Raw genomic sequence first — 18,819 nt, 5'->3', positions numbered from 1 at the left:
AGCTGATTTAACGGACCCATAAGCCAAAAAGGCGCGGGCAGTGAGGCAGAGATGGCAGTTTATAACGAGGGGTTCGCCCCATCGGGTGACGTATCGCGCACCAATAACATCATGAATTTTGCAGGCGCTGGCCTGTCCTTGGCATTGATCCTTGGGGTTAGTTTCTGGGGCTATAAGCTGATTATGCGCGACGTCAGCGGGATCCCCGTTGTGCGCGCCATGGAAGGCGAGATGCGCGTGCTGCCTGACAATCCGGGGGGCGCTGTTGCGTCGCATACGGGTCTTTCAGTGAACGAAGTTGCCGCATTGGGCGAAGTAGGTGGCCCAGAAGACCGTCTGGTTCTTGCCCCAACGACATCTGGCCTAGCCCAAGAGGATTTGGATGCGCAGCCCGTTGCAGAAGCAGGCGAAATGCGTGCAACTGCAGCTGTTGCCGATCCATCCGCTACATTGGCGAGCGCCGACGTACCTGAACTGGCGACAATGGAAGTCGACGAAATTCTCGCGCTGGCTGATCAAATCGCAGCTGGAGCCGACCCAATTATCGATGAAGAAACGACAACAGCGGATACGATTTCCGCCTCTGTTCCCGGGGTATCTCGTTCCTTGCGTCCAATCATTCGTCCAGCAAGCCTGCGCGTGGTGGCAGCATCGGCACCGGTTCCCGCTGCGCCAGCCGCGACGAATTCGGACGAGGTGGCTGTTAGCACAACAAACTTTGCAGCAGGCACGAACCTTGTGCAGCTTGGCGCCTTCCCGTCGCCTGAACTGGCTGCGACCCAGTGGGCGTTGATCGAGGGGCGCTTTGACACGCTGATCGACGGCAAAGACCGCGTTATCCAAGTAAGCGATCAATCCAGTGGCACATGGTACCGCCTTCGCGCTAGCGGTTTCGCAGATCGTGCTGAAGCCCGTCGTTTTTGCGCGGCTCTAGAAGCTGAAGGCGCTGACTGCATCGCGGTCGTGGTTAACTAAGTGGTCATGAATGCTTCGATTTTTGGGCCAGAAGTGCCCAAAATCACCGCCTTTGAACGCGACTTTTTTCGTGAAGTTCAGCCGCTCGGCTTTATTCTATTCGCGCGAAACATCGAAAATCCAGAACAGTTGCGTCGTTTGACTTGTGATCTGCGTGATGCCGTAGGGCGCGAGGCGCCGATCCTGATCGACCAAGAAGGGGGACGCGTTCAACGAATGCGCAGCCCGTATTGGCGTGAATTTCTACCAGCCTTGGATCAGATGGAACGCGCAAGTGATCCGCTGCGTGCCCATTGGATACGGAATCGCCTGATTGCAGATGATCTACATCGTGTTGGGATAGACGTGAACTGCGCGCCCTTGGCTGACATTGCCGAAGACAGCACGCATCCGTTTTTGCAAAATCGCCTGTATGGGCGTGACGTTGAAACTGTCGTGGCTGCCGCACGCGTTTGTGCTGATGCGCATATTCATGGGGGCGTTTTGCCCGTTCTGAAACACATTCCGGGGCACGGGCGGGCGGCGGTGGATAGCCATCTCAACCTACCGACTGTCACCGCGACGCAAGAAGAGCTGAACGCCAAAGATTTTGCGCCATTCAAAGCGTTGAATGACCTGCCCATGGGGATGAGCGCACATATTGTCTTTACCGCGATTGATCCAAATGGCCCGGCAACCACGTCACCCGCTATGATCAAGGTCATTCGTAACGATATTGGATTCGATGGGCTTTTGATGACAGATGATTTGTCGATGGAGGCATTGTCGGGAACGGTTGCTGACCGTGCTTCTGCGTCGATTGCAGCGGGCTGTGACGTTGTTTTGCACTGCAATGGCGACGCTGCAGAGATGCAGTTGGTGGCCGCAGCCGCTGGCAACATGACAAAGGCCGCGCAAAAACGCGCGGATTTCGCCCTTTCGTTACGCAAGCCGCCCGAAATTGTTGACATCGCGGCGCTGGAGGCCGAACTTGAAGCGCTTTTAGCGTGAGTAGAGATGCAGCAAGATTTAGACCTTCAAGACGATAAGCTGAGCGTTAGCGAACGGGTCGCCGCTGAGGCGTTGATCGTTGACGTTGGCGCGTTTGAAGGCCCGCTTGATTTGCTGCTGACGCTGTCACGCACCCAAAAGGTCGACCTAAGACAGATTTCCATTCTTGCACTGGCGCGACAGTATTTGGCCTTTGTTGAAAAGGCTAAGCAGTTGCGGTTGGAATTAGCTGCCGATTATCTGGTGATGGCGGCTTGGCTTGCGTTTCTAAAATCGCGCCTGCTGTTGCCGCCTGACCCCAAAGAAGAGGGGCCGTCAGGTGAAGAGCTTGCTGCGCACCTCGCGTTCCAGCTCGAGCGATTGCAGGCCATGCGGGAATCCGCGGCCAAGCTAATGGCGCGCGACCAGCTGGGTCGCGATTTCTTTGCGCGCGGGATTACAGAAGACGTCCAACGCGTGCGGCGCGTGAGCTATACCGCGACGTTGTTGGATCTGATGCAGGGCTACGCGCGTATCCGGACACGCGATGATTTCCGGCCGTTTGTGATGGATCGTCAGCACGTTATGACGATGGAACAAGCGTTGGAACGTATGCGCCATCTCATTGGCTTTGCGGGTGATTGGACCGAAATATCTAGCTACTTGCCAGATGGCTGGGATGCTGATCCCCAGCGGCGCCGGTCCACGACCGCAGCAACATTTGCCGCCAGCCTTGAGCTTGCCAAAGAGGGTAAGATCGAAATTCGGCAAGGCGATACCTTTGCCCCAATTCAAATTCGTAAAAAGGCCCCACGTGATGAGTAAGCCCGAGAACGACAGCCTGTTTGAGGCGCCGCCAATGGGCGAACAAGAACGTATGGTAGAGGCGATCATGTTTGCGACGGCTGACCCTGTGACTGTGCAGGAATTGATCGGGCGGATGCCACACGGCTGTGATCCGGCAGAGGCGATTGCGCATCTGCGCAAACGATACGAAGGCCGCGGTGTCAATCTAGTGAAGATCGACAATGCTTGGGCAATTCGGACCGCGCCGGACCTTGGGTTCCTAATGCAAAAGGAAACGGTTGAGACGCGCAAACTATCGCGTGCTGCCATCGAAACACTGGCGATCGTTGCCTATCACCAGCCCGTCACCCGTGCCGAGATCGAAGAAATTCGCGGTGTCGGTGTCAGCAGGGGTACGATTGATCAGTTGATCGAGATGGAATGGATTCGGTTTGGGCGCCGTCGTATGACGCCGGGGCGACCAGTCACCTTTGTTGTGACCCCGACATTCCTAGATCACTTTGGCCTTGAAACGGCTCGTGACCTGCCGGGCCTCAAAGACCTACGTGCCGCTGGTCTGCTCGAAAACCGTCCGCCGCCGGGTACAACCCAACTCACCGAGGCAGAGGACGAAGAACGGGACGAGGATCAAACAGAGCTGTTTGAAGAATGATCAACTTCGTTTATATTAAGGCGCGATCACCGAAAGGGGTGCTGAAATGAACATCGAACGTTTGATCAATATGGGCGTCCGTATGCTGATGAATAAAGGCATAAATAAAGGGATCAACATGGCTGCCAATCGTGGCAAGCGTCACGAAGACATGAGTGGCGAAGAACGCCAATCCGCGCAATCTGCAAATCAGACTATGCAAAAAGCGCGCAGAGGTATGCGTATCATGCGACGCTTTATGCGTTAGATTTAAAGTGCTTAGACAGCTTTAGACCTTGGCCTTGATAGTTTGATTTGATCTCGCGCCCATATAGGGCGTCCGGCATCGCTGCCATATGTTCATAGACCAAGCGGCCAACGACCTGACCGTGTTCAAGCACGAACGGGGCTTCGTGACAGCGGACCTCTAGCACGCCGCGTGAACCGGCACCGCCTGCGTCCGCATAACCAAACCCCGGATCAAAGAATCCGGCGTAGTGGACACGAAATTCGCCAACCATGGCCAGATAGGGTGCCATTTCAGCCGCTTGCATTGGCGGAATGACAATCGATTCGCGGCTGACAAGGATATAGAATGCGCCCGGATCTAGGATGATCCATCCATCATCCGTGTGCACGGGTTCCCAGAAATCAGCAGGATCATAGTGATCAAGCTTTGACAGATCGACCACACCCGTGTGGGGCTTCGCGCGATAGCCAACAAGGTTTCCGTGCTCGGGGCGTAAATCGACAGAGAAACCCAAACCATCAGAGATCACAGGCTCATCTGATACGATCGGAGACTGGGCATGAAGCCGACGCAGATCATCATCGGACATCAGCGTTTTGCCTTGCCGAAAGATAATTTGGTTCAACATTTGACCGGGCTGCGCCACCACTGAAAATGAACGCGGACAGATTTCGACGTAAAGTGGACCGTCATAGCCTTCGGGGACGCGATCAAATTCGACGCCATGATCTGTAATGATCCGTGTGAGCAAATCCAGACGACCAATGGATGATTTCGCACTGGCTGCAGCAGTCATACCCTGGGGCAGGGACAGGCTTTCCATCAAGGGGACGACATAAACGCAGCCTTTTTCCAGAACGGCACCGCCCGTTAGGTCGATCTCGTGCATTTTAAAATCAGCGAGCCGATCTTTTACCTTGCGTGAACGCCCAGCAAGAAAAGATGCACGCACGCGGTAAGCGGTGCTGCCGAGCCGAAGATCGAGTGATGCAGGTTGGATTTGCGCATCTGTAATTGGGGCGGTTGCACCAATATGGCCCTCCGCGATTAGCGAACGAATTTGGTGATCAGCAAGAACGCCGGGTGTTTTCATCGTGGCCCCCGTTAGGATAGCAAAACGCCCGCTGCGCCAAAACGCGAGCGGGCGGTTATGATTGGTCGGGCTAGCAGGACTCGAACCTGCGACCTTCCGTCCCCCAGACGGACGCGCTACCAGGCTGCGCTATAGCCCGACTAGGCGCTTTCATACCCGATATGTTTGTGGGGGCAAGCCCGAAAAGCGACGACATGACTACTGTTTGTGCATCTGGTCGCGCAGCTGTTCAAGACGCGCCAGAAGCGGCACAATCTGTTCGGCGCGGGCCTGAAGCGTTGCGGGATCAGCAAATTGCATTCCGACCAGACGCGCCGGGACAGAAGGGAAATCCGCAGGCAGTGCTGGAATGTCGATGTCGAATGCGGGTTGTTCAGGTGCTGCATCTTCAAAGGGCAGGGCATCTTGCTGTGGTGCGGCTTCGACCTCGACGAATGCAGGTTCTTCAATCTGTTGTGTAGGTGCTGGTGTGGCTTCTACTGGTCCAACGACGGCTTCCTGTACAAGGCTTTTGCCCAGCGTCGCAACGTGCTTCACGCCTTGTTCGCGCAGCAGTTTTTGCGCGCCCTTAATGGTCATCCCATCTTCGTGCAGTAGCTGTTTGATACCACCAAGCAGTTCCATATCGCTTGGGCGATAGTAACGTCGGCTACCGGCACCTTTCACGGGTTTGATCTGGGAGAATTTACTCTCCCAGAATCGCAACACATGGGTTGGGGTATCAAGCCATTCAGCGACTTCGCTGATCGTACGGAAGGCGTCTTTGGCTTTGGCCATAGCTTTAGGACTTGTTTCCTGCTGCAACGCGATCCTTCATAAGATGCGATGGACGGAAGGTTAGAACACGGCGGGGATGAATTGGAACTTCCTCACCTGTTTTAGGGTTACGACCGACGCGCGCGGCTTTCTCGCGAACGGAAAACGTTCCGAAAGAAGAAATCTTCACCGTTTCACCGGACACCAGCGAATCTGAAACATGCGTCAGGACGCTTTCGACCAGATCGGCGCTATCATTGCGGGACAGGCCCACTTGCGAATGGACAGCATCTGCCAAATCCATACGTGTCAAAGTCTTATCTACCATTACACTCCCCCTAAATATTCAATCAGCATAAGCGCGCGTCATTTTCAGAGTCAATAACAAGGGCTTGGCAAAGGGTATTAACCCTTAATTTGCGGCTTACCAGCGCAATACGACCGATCCCCAAGCCAATCCGCCACCGATTGCTTCGGTTACGACAAGGTCTCCGGGTTTGATTTGGCCATTTTTGACCCCAACGGACAGCGCCAAAGGAATCGATGCAGCAGAGGTGTTGCCATGATCCTGAACCGTCACAACGACTCGGTCCATGCCGACGCCTAGCTTTTTGGCAGTCGACTGGATGATACGAATATTCGCCTGATGGGGGACAACCCAATCGACATCATCAGCTGTTAGCCCAACTTTTTCTAATGCTGTGTCAGCTGTTTGAGCCAGCTTTTCGACTGCGTGGCGAAAAAGCTCTGGTCCTTCCATGCGCACGACACCAGTGTTTTGTGTCGCGACACCACCATCGACGTAAAGAAGATCTTTGTAGCGCCCGTCTGAGTTTAGATCGACAGATAGGATGCCACGGTCATCAGTGGTTCCTTTGCCTTCTTCAGCCTCAACGATTAACGCACCTGCACCGTCACCAAACAGCACACATGTTGAACGATCGGTCCAATCCATGATCCGGCTAAAGGTTTCGGCACCGATCACCATAACGCGGTTGGCTTGGCCTGAAGTAATCAGGGCATTTGCGTTGCTCAGCGCATAGATAAAGCCTGCGCAAACGGCCTGCACATCAAAGGCAAACCCAGTGGTATTACCAATTGCGCTTTGCACCATTGTCGCCGCGGACGGGAACGTCATGTCGGCGGTCGAAGTCGCAACGATAATTGCGTCCAAATCCTCGGCTTCCATTTGGGCCATTTCAAGCGCCGCATTCGCAGCTGCAGTGGCCATTTCGGATGTCGTTTGACCTGGAGCAGCAAAGTGACGGCGCTCAATACCAGAGCGGGTTTTGATCCACTCGTCAGATGTATCAAGCGTCTTTTCGAATTCTGCGTTGGGGACGATGCGTTCCGGTAGGTAATGCCCGATTCCCTTAACGACTGCGCGACGTGTCATAGATGTTCAGCCTGTCTTGGTGCCTGGTTTGTCTGAACCAGCTTCTTGGGGGGTATCTTGCGCAAGTGATGCGGCAGATGCAACCCGAGCAGCCAGCTTATCAGAGAAGCCGCTTTGCGCCAGTTGATAAGCAAGGTGAAGTGCAGCTGCGACACCCGTCGCATCGGCAGATCCGTGGCTTTTAATCACTGTCTGGTTCAGGCCCAAAAACACACCGCCATTGACCCGGCGGGGGTCAATGCGTTTACGCAATCGCTTTAGCGATCCACGTGCAAATAACGCGCCTATTATGGACAAAGGCGTTTTCATAAGGCTTTCGCGGAGCAATTCAGAAATCAGCGTCGCGGTACCTTCGCCTGTTTTCAGAGCAACGTTTCCGGTGAACCCATCGGTCACGATAACGTCGACCTTGTCGGATGGCAGGTCTCCGCCTTCGATGAAACCAACGTAGTCATATTCACCAGCTTCGGCGGCTTCGCCGATGATCTCATGCGCGACTTTTAGCTCAGCGCGACCTTTGTGTTCTTCGGTGCCGACGTTAAGCAACCCAACGCGCGGGCGTGCAATTTGAAGACCATTGCGCGCATAAGATGCCCCCATGAGCGCGTAAGTCAGCAAATCGTCTTGGTCAGCGCGAATATCAGCGCCAGCATCCAACATCACATTAAAGCCGGCGGGATTACGTGACGGCCAAAGGCAGGCGATAGCGGGGCGGTTAACACCCTCGGCCTTGCGAAGGCGCAGCATAGACATTGCCATCAACGCGCCTGTGTTCCCACAGCTTACGCAAACAGCAGCCTTACGGTCACGAACGGCCTCAATAGCTGACCACATCGACGTTGCTTTGCCGTGACGCAGTGCTTGGCTTGGTTTGTCGGTCATATTCACAGCATCTTCGGCAGGGCAGATAGTCACCCGGTCAGCGATCTTGTGTTTTTGAACGAGTGGTTCGAGCGTTTCGAGCGGCCCATGCAGCATTGCGCGCGCATTAGCGTTCTTGCTTAGAAATTTGGAAAGGCCAGCAACTACTGTTGCAGGCCCTTTGTCGCCACCCATGGCGTCAACCGACAGCACATGCGATGCGTCAGCAGCCGTCACAGGAGCGGAGTCCGTCAGGCTCTGTGTCATATCAATGTGCCTTCGACGCAGCTTATGCTGCGTCTTCGTCCAGGTCGATTTCTGTTGTGTCTGCGATCACTTCGCGTGTCGCATAGTGGCCGCAAGATGGGCACACGTGGTGTGGGCGCTTCAGCTCACCACAGTTGTCACATTCGTTTGGATTCGCAGCGACCAATGAGTCGTGCGCACGCCGGTTGTTGCGGCGGGATTTGGATACTTTATTCTGCTGGACAGCCATGTCTCAACCCTATGATTGTGGGCCCATGGCCCTGTTTTAGTGCATTCTCGCCGGGTCCTACGCCAAACTGGCAGCCCTGTCGAGAGAGATATAAAAGAGGTCGCGAACATACTGCGATTTCGTATTAGCGCAACCTTTTTTCCTAGTGGCAGCTTAGACGATTATTTGTCCTTGTTTTCAAGGGCTTCTTTTAGCGCCCCTAAACCGGCAAAGGGCTTTGCATCTTCGTCAGTCATTGGTTTTGTGCCGGGCTCTGTAAATACAGTTTGGTCCAAATCGGCATCTTTACTGCGCGGATAGGCTGGCAGCGCAAGCGACAGGGCCTCAATCATGACCTGCGCCACATCAACCGACTCGGGCAGTGGGTCGATGGTATCATCTTCGGGCATTTCCACCTCGGCGGCATCAATGTCCGGCAGGTCAGCCATATAGCGACGCGTCACTTCTTCATCGATGCGGGTGCTGACCGGGTCCAATGTGACGACGCACTCTTGTACCACAGTCGCGCCGATTTTTGCAGTCAGGGACCAGTCGGACTTACCCAGAGGGGTCAGTTCACCTTCAAAGCGTAGTTTCTTGATCGCAATGATTCCCAGCGCATCGGCAACGGCTTTGCGTTCATCAGCAGTCGGATTTAGGTCAAACTGCGTTGCGCGGCGGGTGGTCAGGTCTGCCAAACGCAGGTGTGATGTAGGCAATTGGGCCAAAGCAGCTTCCATTCTTGAACAGTGGCGGGGTGTGATATAGTGGGGATAAAAGGCATAAGACGCCAAAGCAAGAGGGCTGTCATGAGCAGGACTACTGGTAAACTCTATATCGCTGCACGAGTCGCAGGGGTCGCACTGTTTTTGGCTGGCGTATCTGCCTGCACTAAAATCGATAAATTCCATGGCTATGCGCCAACCAACGAAGACCTGACAGAGGTGATGATTGGTCAGACGACCAAAGACGAAGTCATTTCCCGTTTTGGTCCGCCGATGTCCGAAGGCGCACTTGCCAACAACGCTGTGTATTATGCATCCAGTCAGTTCGTTCACTATGGGGCTTTTGCACCAGAGGAAGTGGACCGCCAAATTGTCGCGATCCGCTTTGACGCCAATAACGTGACGCGGGACGTCGCGCGCTACACTTTACAGGATGGCAAGGTTGTCGCGCTTGACCGCCGTGTGACTGAAGATGGCATCAACGATGTGACTGTCCTTGGTCAGCTGCTTGGTGCACTTGGACGGGTTGATGCAGGTGCCTTCTTGGGTGACGAATAATCCCTTAAAATCATTCTCTTGATCTTTAAACGACCTCTGCCTATCTCGCAGGGGTCGTCCTGTTTTGGGCGGCACGTTCTCAGGGCGGGGCGAAATTCCCCACCGGCGGTATGTCCATATGGGCGAGCCCGCGAGCGCAAGGGGTTTCCCCTTGGTCAGCAGATCAGGTGCGATGCCTGAGCCGACGGTCATAGTCCGGATGAAAGAGAATGGAGCAAATCGGGTGCGTTTTCGCGCCCGATCTGTCCTGTTTTGCCTTGGGTCAATCGCAAAACGAAAGGACCGACGCGATGATCCAGATAAAAACCATGAACCGCGGTGCCATTGTTGGCCCGCTATATTTTGTCATCGCGGGGGCGCTATTCGCGGGTTCCAATACTGCGGTGCAAGGGGCAGGGATGGTCTATGGCGTTCCCTCTGCAACAATTGCATTTTGGCAATATGCGCTGGCCAGTATCGCTGTGCTGCCAATAGTGTTGACCGCATCATGGCGCAGTGATCGGCCATTGATGCATCTTCTTAGAGTGGTCTTGGCCGCGATCGGAGTGCAGTTCTGGGTCGCCGGACTGGCGGTTGTGCCAATTTGGCAGGCGGTGGCGCTGATCCTGACCTCGCCATTGTTTGTCACACTCGGGGCAGGGTTGTTCTTGAAAGAACACTTATCGTTGTCGCGTGTTATCGCTGTGTTGGTTGGGGCCGTTGGTGGGGCAATCATCCTCGCGCCATGGAGGGATGCGTTTCAGTGGGCCGCACTCATGCCCGTAGCTGCTGCGGCATTCTGGGCGGGGTCATCGCTTGTTACCAAAGAGCTAACCAAGACCGAGAACGCCGGAACGCTCACGCTCGCGTTGCTGGTATTGCTGGTGCCTGTGAATGGGCTTGCCGCAATGGGTAGCGGTTTCACAGTCACATCCGAGGCGCTATGGCTCGTCGCGCTCGCGGGATTGCTCGTCGCAGGGGCGCAATACCTGCTGGCGCGCGCTTATATGGTGGCTGATGCTGCGTACCTACAGCCGTTTGATCACCTGAAACTGCCACTCAACGTAGCGCTGGGGATCGTATTTTTTGGATTCGAACCACCGGGAATGATGTGGATCGGAGCTGGCGTAATTATCGGGGCCAGCGCGTGGGTGATGCGTGATGAGGCGGGCTGAAATCTTGAAATGTCAGTGATGCTTACCTATATTAGTGGCGTTGTTATAAGGACAAAATAATTATGAAGAACTACCTTTCGTATGCTGTGGCGATTGGCTGTAGCCTAGCATTTGGAACGATACTGCATGCCCAAGACGCTGATGGAACTATCGATTCTATACCCCAGAATGCTTTTTTTGCTCCGTTTGAGATAATTGGAGACCATCCTGAATGTAGCAACGCTGGCGAGACCGCCTATCGTCTGAAGTTGGATGCTGATAATGTCGTATTTCCAGCTGGAACAGCTGATGCGTTGGTGGCTAATAATCAAGTAATATCAGCACCGACGACCGTACCTAGGGTTTGTTATCGCTATGAACGGCGTGGGATGGAGCGCATCCAAATTCGTGTTCCATGCGACGGTGGTTCTTCTGGCCGAGAGCTCGGGCGCATTGAAGAACTGTTCGGCGGTGCAACGCCTCAACTGAAAGTAAGTGCTCAGGTAACGACGTGCCTTTCCATCGAAAACTTTCAAGTATTAGATGGTAGCTGGGAAGCCGAATATATGTTCGGTGGACAGAGCTTTAAGTACGAAGGTTTAGTCGTCGTAGAGGATAGAGATGCTATGTTGTCTAACAACATGCAGGCCAGCATTTCCTATACCCCTCAAGGGCGCACTTTATCTTACGGAATGCCTCTCTATAGCATGATCGCGCGCGCTGATCCTTGGGATGCACACTTGTTTATTGCAGAGACGTCGCTGTTACATTTGCGATTGCGGTGCTTGCCTGTTCCCACAGTTCAGCGTGAAGGCAGACGAGTTTTCACCGATGCCATCTTGGCATTTGTCCCTGTGGGTGAAGACAAAATTTGCCTTGGCAGCGAATGTGACGCACCATCGCTCCCCAACCGTGTAGCACGAACAGCGAATGTTTTGTCGTGTGGCCGAAGTTAAATAATCGCCCTTTGATTACCCATCCGCCTCAAACGTCATCGCAACCCCGTTCATGCAATACCGTAGGCCTGTGGGCTGTGGGCCGTCGGGGAAGACGTGGCCGAGGTGTGCTTCGCAGCGAGCGCAGTGGACTTCGGTGCGTTTCATGAAAAACTTGCGGTCGACGCTTTCGCCGACGGCCTCTGGGCTGATGGGTTGGTAAAAGGATGGCCACCCTGTGCCGCTTTCGAATTTGGCGGATTGATCAAATAGGGGGGCACCACAGCAGACGCAGTTGAAGGTGCCTGGGTCTTTGGGGAAATTGTCATGCGTGCCAGACCGTTCGGTCCCATGTTTGCGTGTCACCTTATAGGCAAGATCAGAGAGCTCTGCGCGCCATTCGGCGTCGGATTTCACAATTTTGTCCATCGGGTTCATAATCCTTTTGCATTCTCACCTTCTAACCTAAGCTGATGCGAGAGGTTCGCCAAGGTGGTCAATGATGACATTTCCGTTCGAAAAGGGGCGTTTAAGGGCTCGGCTTGCTGCTGGGGATGAAGACCTGCGCGCTTGCCAAAGATTACGGCACCAGAGTTTTTTCGGACGTGCGGGGGTCGATGTGGCGCCGCTGGACCCCTTGTTCCAGCATTTGATGATCCTTGACGAGGGTGGGCAGCTGCGTGGGACGCTGCGGTTTCGTGTGTCGCGTACAGGGCATGATCTGAACCAAGGCTATGTTGCAAGACACTATGACCTGCGGCGATGGAGGGATGTCCCGGGACCATTTCTTGAGATCGGCCGTTTCTGCACCGTGCCGGGCGATTTAGATGCTGATTTGCTGCGGATGCTTTGGGGGGCGCTAACGCGCGTTGTGGATTCGCATGGAATCACAATGCTTTTTGGTTGCACAAGTTTTGAAGGAACGGACCCAAGCCGATATGGCGCAGTGTTCCACCGGCTTGCGCGTAACCACCAGGGGCCGGCCGCTTTGCGCCCGGTCCTAAGCGATCCAAACGCCGTCCCATTTGCAAATATCGCAGCCAGTGGGATTGCCCCGATGCCAGCACTATTGAAATCATATCTGTCGCTTGGCGGTTGGGTCGGCGATCACGTGGTGATTGATCACGATATGAATACGCTTCATGTGTTCACTTGCTTAGAGGTAAATGCCATGTCTGCCGCCCGCGTAGCGCGTCTGCGTGCGGTTGCCAGTTGACGACGCCCACGCCGCGCCGTAGCAGGCAATATGGCTAGAGCACCCTTACTCCAAATTTCCGACATCGCGCTGACATTCGGCGGCGATCCTGTATTCGAAGACCTGTCGTTGGTGGTTCAACCCGGTGACCGTGTGGCCCTTGTTGGGCGCAACGGTTCGGGTAAATCCACCTTGATGAAGGTCATGGCCGGTTTGGTCGAGGTCGACAGCGGCACTCGTGTCGCATCGCCCGGCGTACAGGTCGGCTATATGGAGCAGGACCCGACCATGGAAGGGTTCGAGACGCTGGGTGAATACGCTGCCAGCGGGCTGGACCCAGACGAGGCCTACAAGGTCGACATGGTGGCTGAGGGGCTGAAATTCGATCCTGCTGGCAAGGTTGCGACTGCATCAGGGGGGGAACGCCGCCGCGCCGCACTTGCAAAACTAATGGCCGAAGCGCCTGAACTGATGCTTTTGGACGAGCCGACAAACCACTTGGATATCGAAGCGATTGCCTGGCTCGAACAAGAATTGAAATCGACACGCGCTGCATTTGTGTTGATCAGCCACGATAGGGCGTTTTTGCGTGCGCTGACGCGGGCGACGCTTTGGATTGATCGCGGGCAGGTACGTCGCGCCGAAGAAGGTTTCGAGAATTTCGAAGCGTGGCGCGATAAAATCTGGGAAGAAGAAGACCAGCAGCGCCACAAACTGAACCGCAAGATCAAAGCCGAGGCCCGTTGGGCTGTCGAAGGCATTTCCGCACGCCGCAAACGCAACCAAGGCCGCGTTAGGGCCTTACAGGAATTGCGGGCGCAGCGGGCAGGGCAGATCAAACGCCAAGGCACTGCCGCGATGGCCTTTGATGGTGGCAGCACCTCCGGCAAAAAGGTGGTGGAGGCCGTAGGGCTGACCAAATCCTTTGACGGAAAACAGATTGTTAAGGGCTTTGATCTAACCGTGCAGCGCGGTGATCGCATTGCATTTGTTGGTCCGAATGGCGTCGGAAAAACGACACTTATCAAGATGTTATTGGGTCAAGTTGAACCTTACGAAGGCACTGTTAAGCTTGGCACGAACCTAGATATCGCGGTCTTTGATCAAACGCGTGCCGCACTGAACCCTGAGATGACACTATGGGAAAACCTTGCAAATGATCCTGAACTTGGGGTCAGCGGTAAGTCCGACCAGATCATGGTACGCGGCCAGCCAAAACATGTTGTCGGTTACCTAAAAGAATTCTTGTTCGACGAAGCACAGGCACGTGCGCCAGTGCGCGCGCTGTCAGGTGGTGAAAAGGCGCGTTTGCTGCTTGCACGACTGATGGCGCGTGAAAGCAACCTGTTGATCTTGGATGAACCGACTAACGATCTCGATATTGAAACGCTGGATCTGTTGCAGGATATCTTGGGCGATTATGACGGCACTGTTCTGTTAGTGAGCCACGACCGTGATTTCCTTGACCGGGTCGCAACAACGACCATCGCGATGGAAGGGAACGGGCAGGCGGTCGTCTACGCTGGCGGCTGGACCGACTATCGTGACCAGCGGGGCGGTGATTTTACCGAAGCAAAAGAAGCCTCAAAGCCGTTAGCGAAGAAAGAAAAGCAGGCCGAGAAGAAGGCCGCGTCTGGACTGTCATTCACAGAAAAACACCGTCTTGAAGAACTACCGAACGTGATTGATCAACTGACAGCAGAAATTGGCAAGCTCGAAGAGCTGCTGGCTGATCCAGAGCTATTCACCAAGCAACCGGTAAAGTTCCAGAAGGCCACTGACGCGCTCGTCGCGCGGCAAACGGCACTGTCAGATGCAGAAGAGGAATGGCTGACACTAGAAGAGAAGGCGGCTGGCTAGCTGCCTGCTTCTAAGTAGTGGCTGCGCGTGCGATCTCGTCTTGCGACAATCCGTATTTGGCTGCAAATTTGATGCGTGCTCTTACAAGGCGGGGGTCGTCTGGACGCAAGCCTAATGTGCGGATGAATTCGATCCGCTGTTGTTTCTTGAGCGCGTCCCGATCAATCGCAGTACCCATGGCGCGATCGATTACTTCACCGCCGGGGGAGACGTGAAACCATTTTGAGAAATCACGAAAATGATGCTGATTGTGGAGTGTCGTGACATAGCGCTCTACTTTGGTTTTCGGAATGTTCAAATGCGAGGTCATGTGAAACCATTCATACACCATGAACATTAAGACCCCGCCAACCAGAACAATAGCGACAGCGATATCAAAGGCCGCAGGCAAACCCAGCAGAGCAGCGACTGCCCAAACCAGACAAAAGTTAAAGGCGAGCACGGGCCAAGCCACCCAAATAGGAACAAAAAATAGACCATGGTTGGTTGGGAAATCATGATGGCCATAATGTGCCCGATAAAGCAGGTTGAAGGCCCACTGTCTGTTTGGCGGCGGCAGGTGAAAGACAAACCTATGCAGATTGTATTCATTCAGCATCTGCGCGACCAACCCCAATGGGATAAAAAGCCAGACCCACGATGGAGCTTGTGCAATCAATAAGCCGACGCCGACAATCGCAGCAAACGCCATCGCCAACACGCCAGTGTGAGAGAACATCAATTTAAGCCGTGTCATTCTTGCCTCCGATCCCCTACTTGGAATTGGATCGGACGGTTTGAAAAAAAATCAAATCAAACGTAGCGGCACCGTAAGATGAAGCTAAGAATGCGAGCTGCACTATACTTTATGCCCTCCGGCGCCAGTGCCGCATCGGACATCAAACGTCGTAGGGGTAATAAACGAAGTGGTCTATCTTGTGTTGGATGGGACGAATGCCCCACCCAGTTCTTTTTCGTTCGGCTTAGCCGTCGAAGTTGACTTCTTCCATGATCCGCAAGGAAACAGGGCGGTGCGAAGCCAGTTCTTCTAGTTTTACGTCGTCGGCAGTGAACTCGCCCCAACCAGAAACCAGCTCAGACAGCTCTGCGCTTTCAAGCACTGGGTATTCGTAGTTCAGCTCTGCGTAGATGCTCTGAGCTTCTGGAGATACGAGGTATTCCATTAGTTGCAGGGCTTCTTCCCGGTTTGGTGCCGCTTTGGTCATCGCAACACCAGAGATGTTTACGTGTGTGCCGCCGTTCTCAAATGTTGGGAACACGATACGGACAGAGTTTGCCCATTCGGTTTGCTCTGCGTCCTGCAGCATTTTGCCCATGTAGTATGTGTTACCAAGGCTAATGTCGCATTCGCCAGCCCAGATCGCTTTGACCTGTGCGCGGTCGTTGCCTTCTGGTTTGCGTGCAAGGTTTTCACGAACGCCAGCGGCCCATTCAGCTGCACCTTCTTCGCCGTGGTGCGCCACAACAGCAGAGGTCAGAGCAAGGTTGTAGTTGTGAACGCCGGAACGTGTGCAGATGCGGCCTTCCCATTTGTCGGACGCCAGATCTTCGTAAGTTGTGACTTCGCCGTCAGCAACGCGTTCACGTGATGCATAAACGATCCGTGCACGTTTGGTCAGACCAAACCAGCTGTTGTCTTCAGCGCGTAGTGACGCTGGTACTGCTGCTGTCAAAACGTCGCTTTCGACGGGCTGAATTACGCCACCATCAACGATTTGCTGCAAGTTGGCGATATCCACTGTCATCACCAAATCAGCTGGTGAACGATCGCCCTCGGCCTTCAGGCGCTCAACGATACCGCCATCAACGAATGCCAAGTTTACGGCGATTCCTGTGGATTCTGTGAACGCGTCCATAACCGGTTGGATCAGCTCTGGTTGGCGTGTTGTGTAGATGTTCACATCTGCAATGGCGGGGGCTGCAACTGCGGCGCATGCGCTTGCAAGTAGACAAGTACGTAGGGTCATAAAGAGGCTCCATGTTTAATCGGCGCCTATAAATCTGACTATTTTACTTGGGTCAACGCATTTTTGCCTAATTAGGCTTCAACTCGCTCAATTTTGCGGCATCCCACAACGCATCCATTTCAGCTAAGTCACTTTCAGATGGTGATTTTCCTTTGGCCGAGAGCGCGTCTTCGATGGCTTCAAATCTTCTGGTGAATTTTGCGTTCGTACCACGCAAAGCGGCCTCTGGATCAACGCCAAGGTGCCGCCCAAGGTTAGCAACGACGAACAAAAGGTCGCCATATTCTTCTTCGACCTCAGTCTGCGTAAGCGTGTCGCGCGCCTCGACCAGTTCGGCGGCTTCCTCTTTGATTTTGTCGATCACTTGGGTGGTGTCGGGCCAGTCGAACCCAACCCTTGCTGCTCGTTTTTGTAGTTTCATTGCCCGTGTCAGCGCCGGTAGCCCGGCGGCGACCCCGTCCAGCGTGCGCCCTTGCTTCTTGTCCGCGCGTTCGGCGGCTTTGATCTTTTCCCAGTCTGCAGTTTGCTGTTCAGCAGATTTATCACGCGATTCGTCGCCAAATACATGCGGATGGCGTGATACCATTTTGTCAGCGACCGATTTTACGACGCTGTCAAAGGTGAACAATCCTGCCTCGGACCCCATTTGGGTATGGTAAACTGTCTGAAGCAACAGGTCGCCCAACTCGCCTTCGAGGTCAGGCCAATCCTTGCGCGCGATAGCATCCGCGACTTCATAAGATTCTTCGATCGTGTAGGGGGCGATACTGTCGAAGTCTTGTTCAATATCCCAGGGACACCCCGTTTCTGGATCACGCAAGCGACGCATGATTTCAAGCAATCGCGGAAGGCCGCCGTTTGGATCGTGAATTAGGGTGTCGTCAGTCATGTGCGCCTCGCGTTAATTGCGCGAAGGCTAACTAAACGCCAACGCCGCGCCAAGAGGCGCAGCGCGTATTGTTAAGAATGGTCTAATTGGAAGTGGCTGACGGATCAAAATGTTGAGTAATTCAGATTGACTTCCTTTTACGTTTCAGCGCTGTTGCGATTAGCTTTAGCCAAAGGAAACATCGCATGCCTGTTATCAATCGTATCGCTGACTTTACCGACGATATGCAGGGTTGGCGTCGTCATTTGCATGCCCATCCAGAGCTTGCGTTTGACTGCCATGAGACGGCTGCGTTCGTGGTTGAACGCCTGCGTGAGTTTGGTGTTGATGAAATTCACGAAGGGATCGCACAGTCCGGGGTCGTCGCGATTATCAATGGCAACGGGCAGGGGCCGACGATTGCGTTGCGCGCGGACATGGATGCCTTGCCGATGGACGAATTGACTGGGCTCGACCATGCATCGACTGTGAAGGGGAAGATGCATGCCTGCGGTCATGATGGTCACACGACGATGCTTTTGGGGGCGGCCAAATATCTGGCCGAGACTCGCAATTTTGCCGGACGCGTTGCGCTTATTTTTCAGCCCGCCGAAGAAGACGGTGGTGGCGCGGACGTAATGGTGCGCGAAGGGATTATGGACCGTTTTGATATTGACCAAGTTTACGCGCTGCATAATGCGCCGGGTACGCCCGTGGGTGCCTTTTACACGACACCCGGACCTATCTTGGCCGCGGTGGACGAATTTCGGGTGCGGATTGCCGGGAAGGGCGGTCATGCTGCCCAACCCCATGAAACAATTGACCCAATCGTTGCAGGTGTCGCGATTTATAATGCGGTGCAAACAATCGTAAGCAGGAATCACTTTGCTCAGGATGACCTCGTTATTTCGGTGACGCAGTTTCACGCTGGGTCCGCTGACAACGTGATCCCTGAAACAGCCTTAGTTAGCGGCACGGTACGCACCTTTAACCGCGACGTGCAGGCGATGGTGATGAAACGCCTAGAAGAAATCGTTGCCGGTCAGGCGGCCGCATACGGAGTTAAGGCAGATCTACGTTACGAGGTTGGATATCCCGCCACCCTCAACGATCCCGACAAGACGGCATTTGCCGTTGAAGTCGCGCGTGAGATTTCCGCTGACGTGGTCGATGACGGTGGCCGCGAAATGGGTGCCGAAGACTTTGCCTATATGTTGGAAAAGCGCCCCGGTGCCTATTTGTTCATTGGCAATGGCGATACTGCAGGGCTGCATCACCCGAACTATGATTTTGATGATAGCGTCGCGCCCGTTGGTGCGTCATATTTCGCACGACTGGTTGAGCGGGCTTTGCCAATTAGTTGAC

At 54.3% G+C, this 18,819-nt stretch carries 22 protein-coding genes, 1 tRNA gene and 1 riboswitch; of the genes, 11 read left to right on the top strand and 12 right to left on the bottom strand.

Annotated features, from left to right (window positions below; genetic code table 11):
• Positions 1-51: 51 nt before the first annotated feature.
• From ACHUEV_RS00855 to ACHUEV_RS00835, 5 genes are read left to right on the top strand one after another with little or no spacing between them, the layout of a single operon-like run.
• Positions 52-975 carry an SPOR domain-containing protein gene (locus ACHUEV_RS00855; RefSeq protein WP_394177186.1) on the top strand — a complete coding sequence of 308 codons (924 nt, stop codon included), beginning with the start codon at positions 52-54 and terminating at the stop codon, positions 973-975.
• Positions 976-981: 6 nt separating this feature from the next.
• On the top strand, positions 982-1,965 hold the full coding sequence (locus ACHUEV_RS00850) for a glycoside hydrolase family 3 N-terminal domain-containing protein (RefSeq protein ID WP_394177185.1): 984 nt from the start codon (positions 982-984) through the stop codon (positions 1,963-1,965).
• Between the two features lie 6 nt (positions 1,966-1,971).
• On the top strand, positions 1,972-2,769 hold the full coding sequence (locus ACHUEV_RS00845; protein WP_106353983.1) for a segregation and condensation protein A: 798 nt from the start codon (positions 1,972-1,974) through the stop codon (positions 2,767-2,769).
• Positions 2,762-3,403, top strand: a complete 642-nt coding sequence (gene scpB, locus ACHUEV_RS00840) for an SMC-Scp complex subunit ScpB (RefSeq protein ID WP_394177184.1) — start codon at positions 2,762-2,764, stop codon at positions 3,401-3,403. Before ACHUEV_RS00845 ends, scpB begins: the two co-directional genes overlap by 8 nt.
• 46 nt (positions 3,404-3,449) lie before the next feature.
• Positions 3,450-3,650, top strand: coding sequence for a hypothetical protein (locus ACHUEV_RS00835; RefSeq protein WP_394177183.1), 201 nt, complete (start codon positions 3,450-3,452; stop codon positions 3,648-3,650).
• Here the strand turns inward: ACHUEV_RS00835 and ACHUEV_RS00830 are convergent.
• The 8 genes from ACHUEV_RS00830 to ACHUEV_RS00795 form a co-directional block, all read right to left on the bottom strand.
• A complete protein-coding gene (locus ACHUEV_RS00830) occupies positions 3,640-4,725 on the bottom strand; it encodes a 2'-deoxycytidine 5'-triphosphate deaminase (protein ID WP_394177182.1) in 1,086 nt (361 codons plus the stop codon). The genes ACHUEV_RS00835 and ACHUEV_RS00830 overlap by 11 nt on opposite strands.
• Positions 4,726-4,787: 62 nt before the next feature.
• Positions 4,788-4,864 (bottom strand) — tRNA-Pro (locus ACHUEV_RS00825).
• A 59-nt stretch (positions 4,865-4,923) separates the two neighbouring features.
• Positions 4,924-5,502, bottom strand: coding sequence for a MerR family transcriptional regulator (locus ACHUEV_RS00820; RefSeq protein WP_394177181.1), 579 nt, complete (start codon positions 5,500-5,502; stop codon positions 4,924-4,926).
• Positions 5,503-5,506: 4 nt separating this feature from the next.
• A complete protein-coding gene (ihfA, locus tag ACHUEV_RS00815; protein WP_106353995.1) occupies positions 5,507-5,809 on the bottom strand; it encodes an integration host factor subunit alpha in 303 nt (100 codons plus the stop codon).
• Between the two features lie 96 nt (positions 5,810-5,905).
• Complete coding sequence (locus ACHUEV_RS00810; protein ID WP_394177180.1) at positions 5,906-6,877, bottom strand: beta-ketoacyl-ACP synthase III; 972 nt, start codon at positions 6,875-6,877, stop codon at positions 5,906-5,908.
• Positions 6,878-6,883: 6 nt separating this feature from the next.
• A complete protein-coding gene (gene plsX, locus ACHUEV_RS00805) occupies positions 6,884-8,005 on the bottom strand; it encodes a phosphate acyltransferase PlsX (RefSeq protein WP_394177179.1) in 1,122 nt (373 codons plus the stop codon).
• A gap of 22 nt (positions 8,006-8,027) precedes the next feature.
• A complete protein-coding gene (gene rpmF / locus ACHUEV_RS00800) occupies positions 8,028-8,234 on the bottom strand; it encodes a 50S ribosomal protein L32 (protein WP_090198591.1) in 207 nt (68 codons plus the stop codon).
• A 161-nt stretch (positions 8,235-8,395) separates the two neighbouring features.
• Positions 8,396-8,941, bottom strand: a complete 546-nt coding sequence (locus ACHUEV_RS00795) for a YceD family protein (protein WP_394177178.1) — start codon at positions 8,939-8,941, stop codon at positions 8,396-8,398.
• A gap of 81 nt (positions 8,942-9,022) precedes the next feature.
• On the opposite strand from ACHUEV_RS00795, the gene ACHUEV_RS00790 reads away from it, so the two are divergent.
• From ACHUEV_RS00790 to ACHUEV_RS00780, 3 genes are all read left to right on the top strand, one after another.
• The gene (locus tag ACHUEV_RS00790; protein WP_394177177.1) at positions 9,023-9,496 is read left to right on the top strand and encodes an outer membrane protein assembly factor BamE; all 474 of its coding nucleotides are present in this window, start codon (positions 9,023-9,025) and stop codon (positions 9,494-9,496) included.
• A gap of 71 nt (positions 9,497-9,567) precedes the next feature.
• Positions 9,568-9,711: riboswitch (FMN riboswitch) on the top strand.
• Positions 9,712-9,786: 75 nt separating this feature from the next.
• Positions 9,787-10,650: a DMT family transporter gene (locus tag ACHUEV_RS00785; RefSeq protein WP_394177176.1), complete on the top strand. Its 864-nt coding sequence runs from the start codon at positions 9,787-9,789 to the stop codon at positions 10,648-10,650.
• A gap of 62 nt (positions 10,651-10,712) precedes the next feature.
• Entirely contained in the window at positions 10,713-11,585 is an 873-nt protein-coding gene (locus tag ACHUEV_RS00780; protein ID WP_394177175.1) for a hypothetical protein, read from the top strand.
• 15 nt (positions 11,586-11,600) lie between these two features.
• Here the strand turns inward: ACHUEV_RS00780 and msrB are convergent, their stop codons facing one another.
• The gene (gene msrB, locus ACHUEV_RS00775; protein ID WP_394177174.1) at positions 11,601-11,993 is read right to left on the bottom strand and encodes a peptide-methionine (R)-S-oxide reductase MsrB; all 393 of its coding nucleotides are present in this window, start codon (positions 11,991-11,993) and stop codon (positions 11,601-11,603) included.
• Positions 11,994-12,066: 73 nt separating this feature from the next.
• Between msrB and ACHUEV_RS00770 the strand changes: the two genes are divergently transcribed.
• On the top strand, positions 12,067-12,780 hold the full coding sequence (locus ACHUEV_RS00770) for a GNAT family N-acyltransferase (protein ID WP_394177173.1): 714 nt from the start codon (positions 12,067-12,069) through the stop codon (positions 12,778-12,780).
• A gap of 30 nt (positions 12,781-12,810) precedes the next feature.
• Complete coding sequence (locus tag ACHUEV_RS00765) at positions 12,811-14,619, top strand: ABC-F family ATP-binding cassette domain-containing protein (RefSeq protein ID WP_394177172.1); 1,809 nt, start codon at positions 12,811-12,813, stop codon at positions 14,617-14,619.
• A 10-nt stretch (positions 14,620-14,629) separates the two neighbouring features.
• On the opposite strand, the gene ACHUEV_RS00760 is transcribed toward ACHUEV_RS00765, so the two are convergent.
• From ACHUEV_RS00760 to mazG, 3 genes are all read right to left on the bottom strand, one after another.
• A complete protein-coding gene (locus ACHUEV_RS00760; protein ID WP_394177171.1) occupies positions 14,630-15,355 on the bottom strand; it encodes a sterol desaturase family protein in 726 nt (241 codons plus the stop codon).
• Between the two features lie 226 nt (positions 15,356-15,581).
• Positions 15,582-16,586: a Fe(3+) ABC transporter substrate-binding protein gene (locus ACHUEV_RS00755; RefSeq protein ID WP_106354022.1), complete on the bottom strand. Its 1,005-nt coding sequence runs from the start codon at positions 16,584-16,586 to the stop codon at positions 15,582-15,584.
• A 67-nt stretch (positions 16,587-16,653) separates the two neighbouring features.
• On the bottom strand, positions 16,654-17,475 hold the full coding sequence (mazG, locus tag ACHUEV_RS00750) for a nucleoside triphosphate pyrophosphohydrolase (RefSeq protein ID WP_394177170.1): 822 nt from the start codon (positions 17,473-17,475) through the stop codon (positions 16,654-16,656).
• Between the two features lie 185 nt (positions 17,476-17,660).
• Here mazG and ACHUEV_RS00745 point away from each other — a divergent pair, with 185 nt between their 5' ends.
• Positions 17,661-18,818 (top strand): M20 aminoacylase family protein, encoded by a 1,158-nt coding sequence (locus tag ACHUEV_RS00745; RefSeq protein ID WP_394177169.1) that lies wholly within the window; start codon positions 17,661-17,663, stop codon positions 18,816-18,818.
• The last annotated feature ends 1 nt before the right edge of the window (position 18,819 follow it).

It is taken from the genome of Yoonia maritima (genome assembly GCF_043641945.1).
In the GTDB taxonomy this organism is placed as follows: domain Bacteria; phylum Pseudomonadota; class Alphaproteobacteria; order Rhodobacterales; family Rhodobacteraceae; genus Yoonia; species Yoonia maritima_B.
The sequence above is the reverse complement of the archived record's forward strand: the minus strand, read 5'-3'. Positions and strand labels throughout refer to the sequence as shown.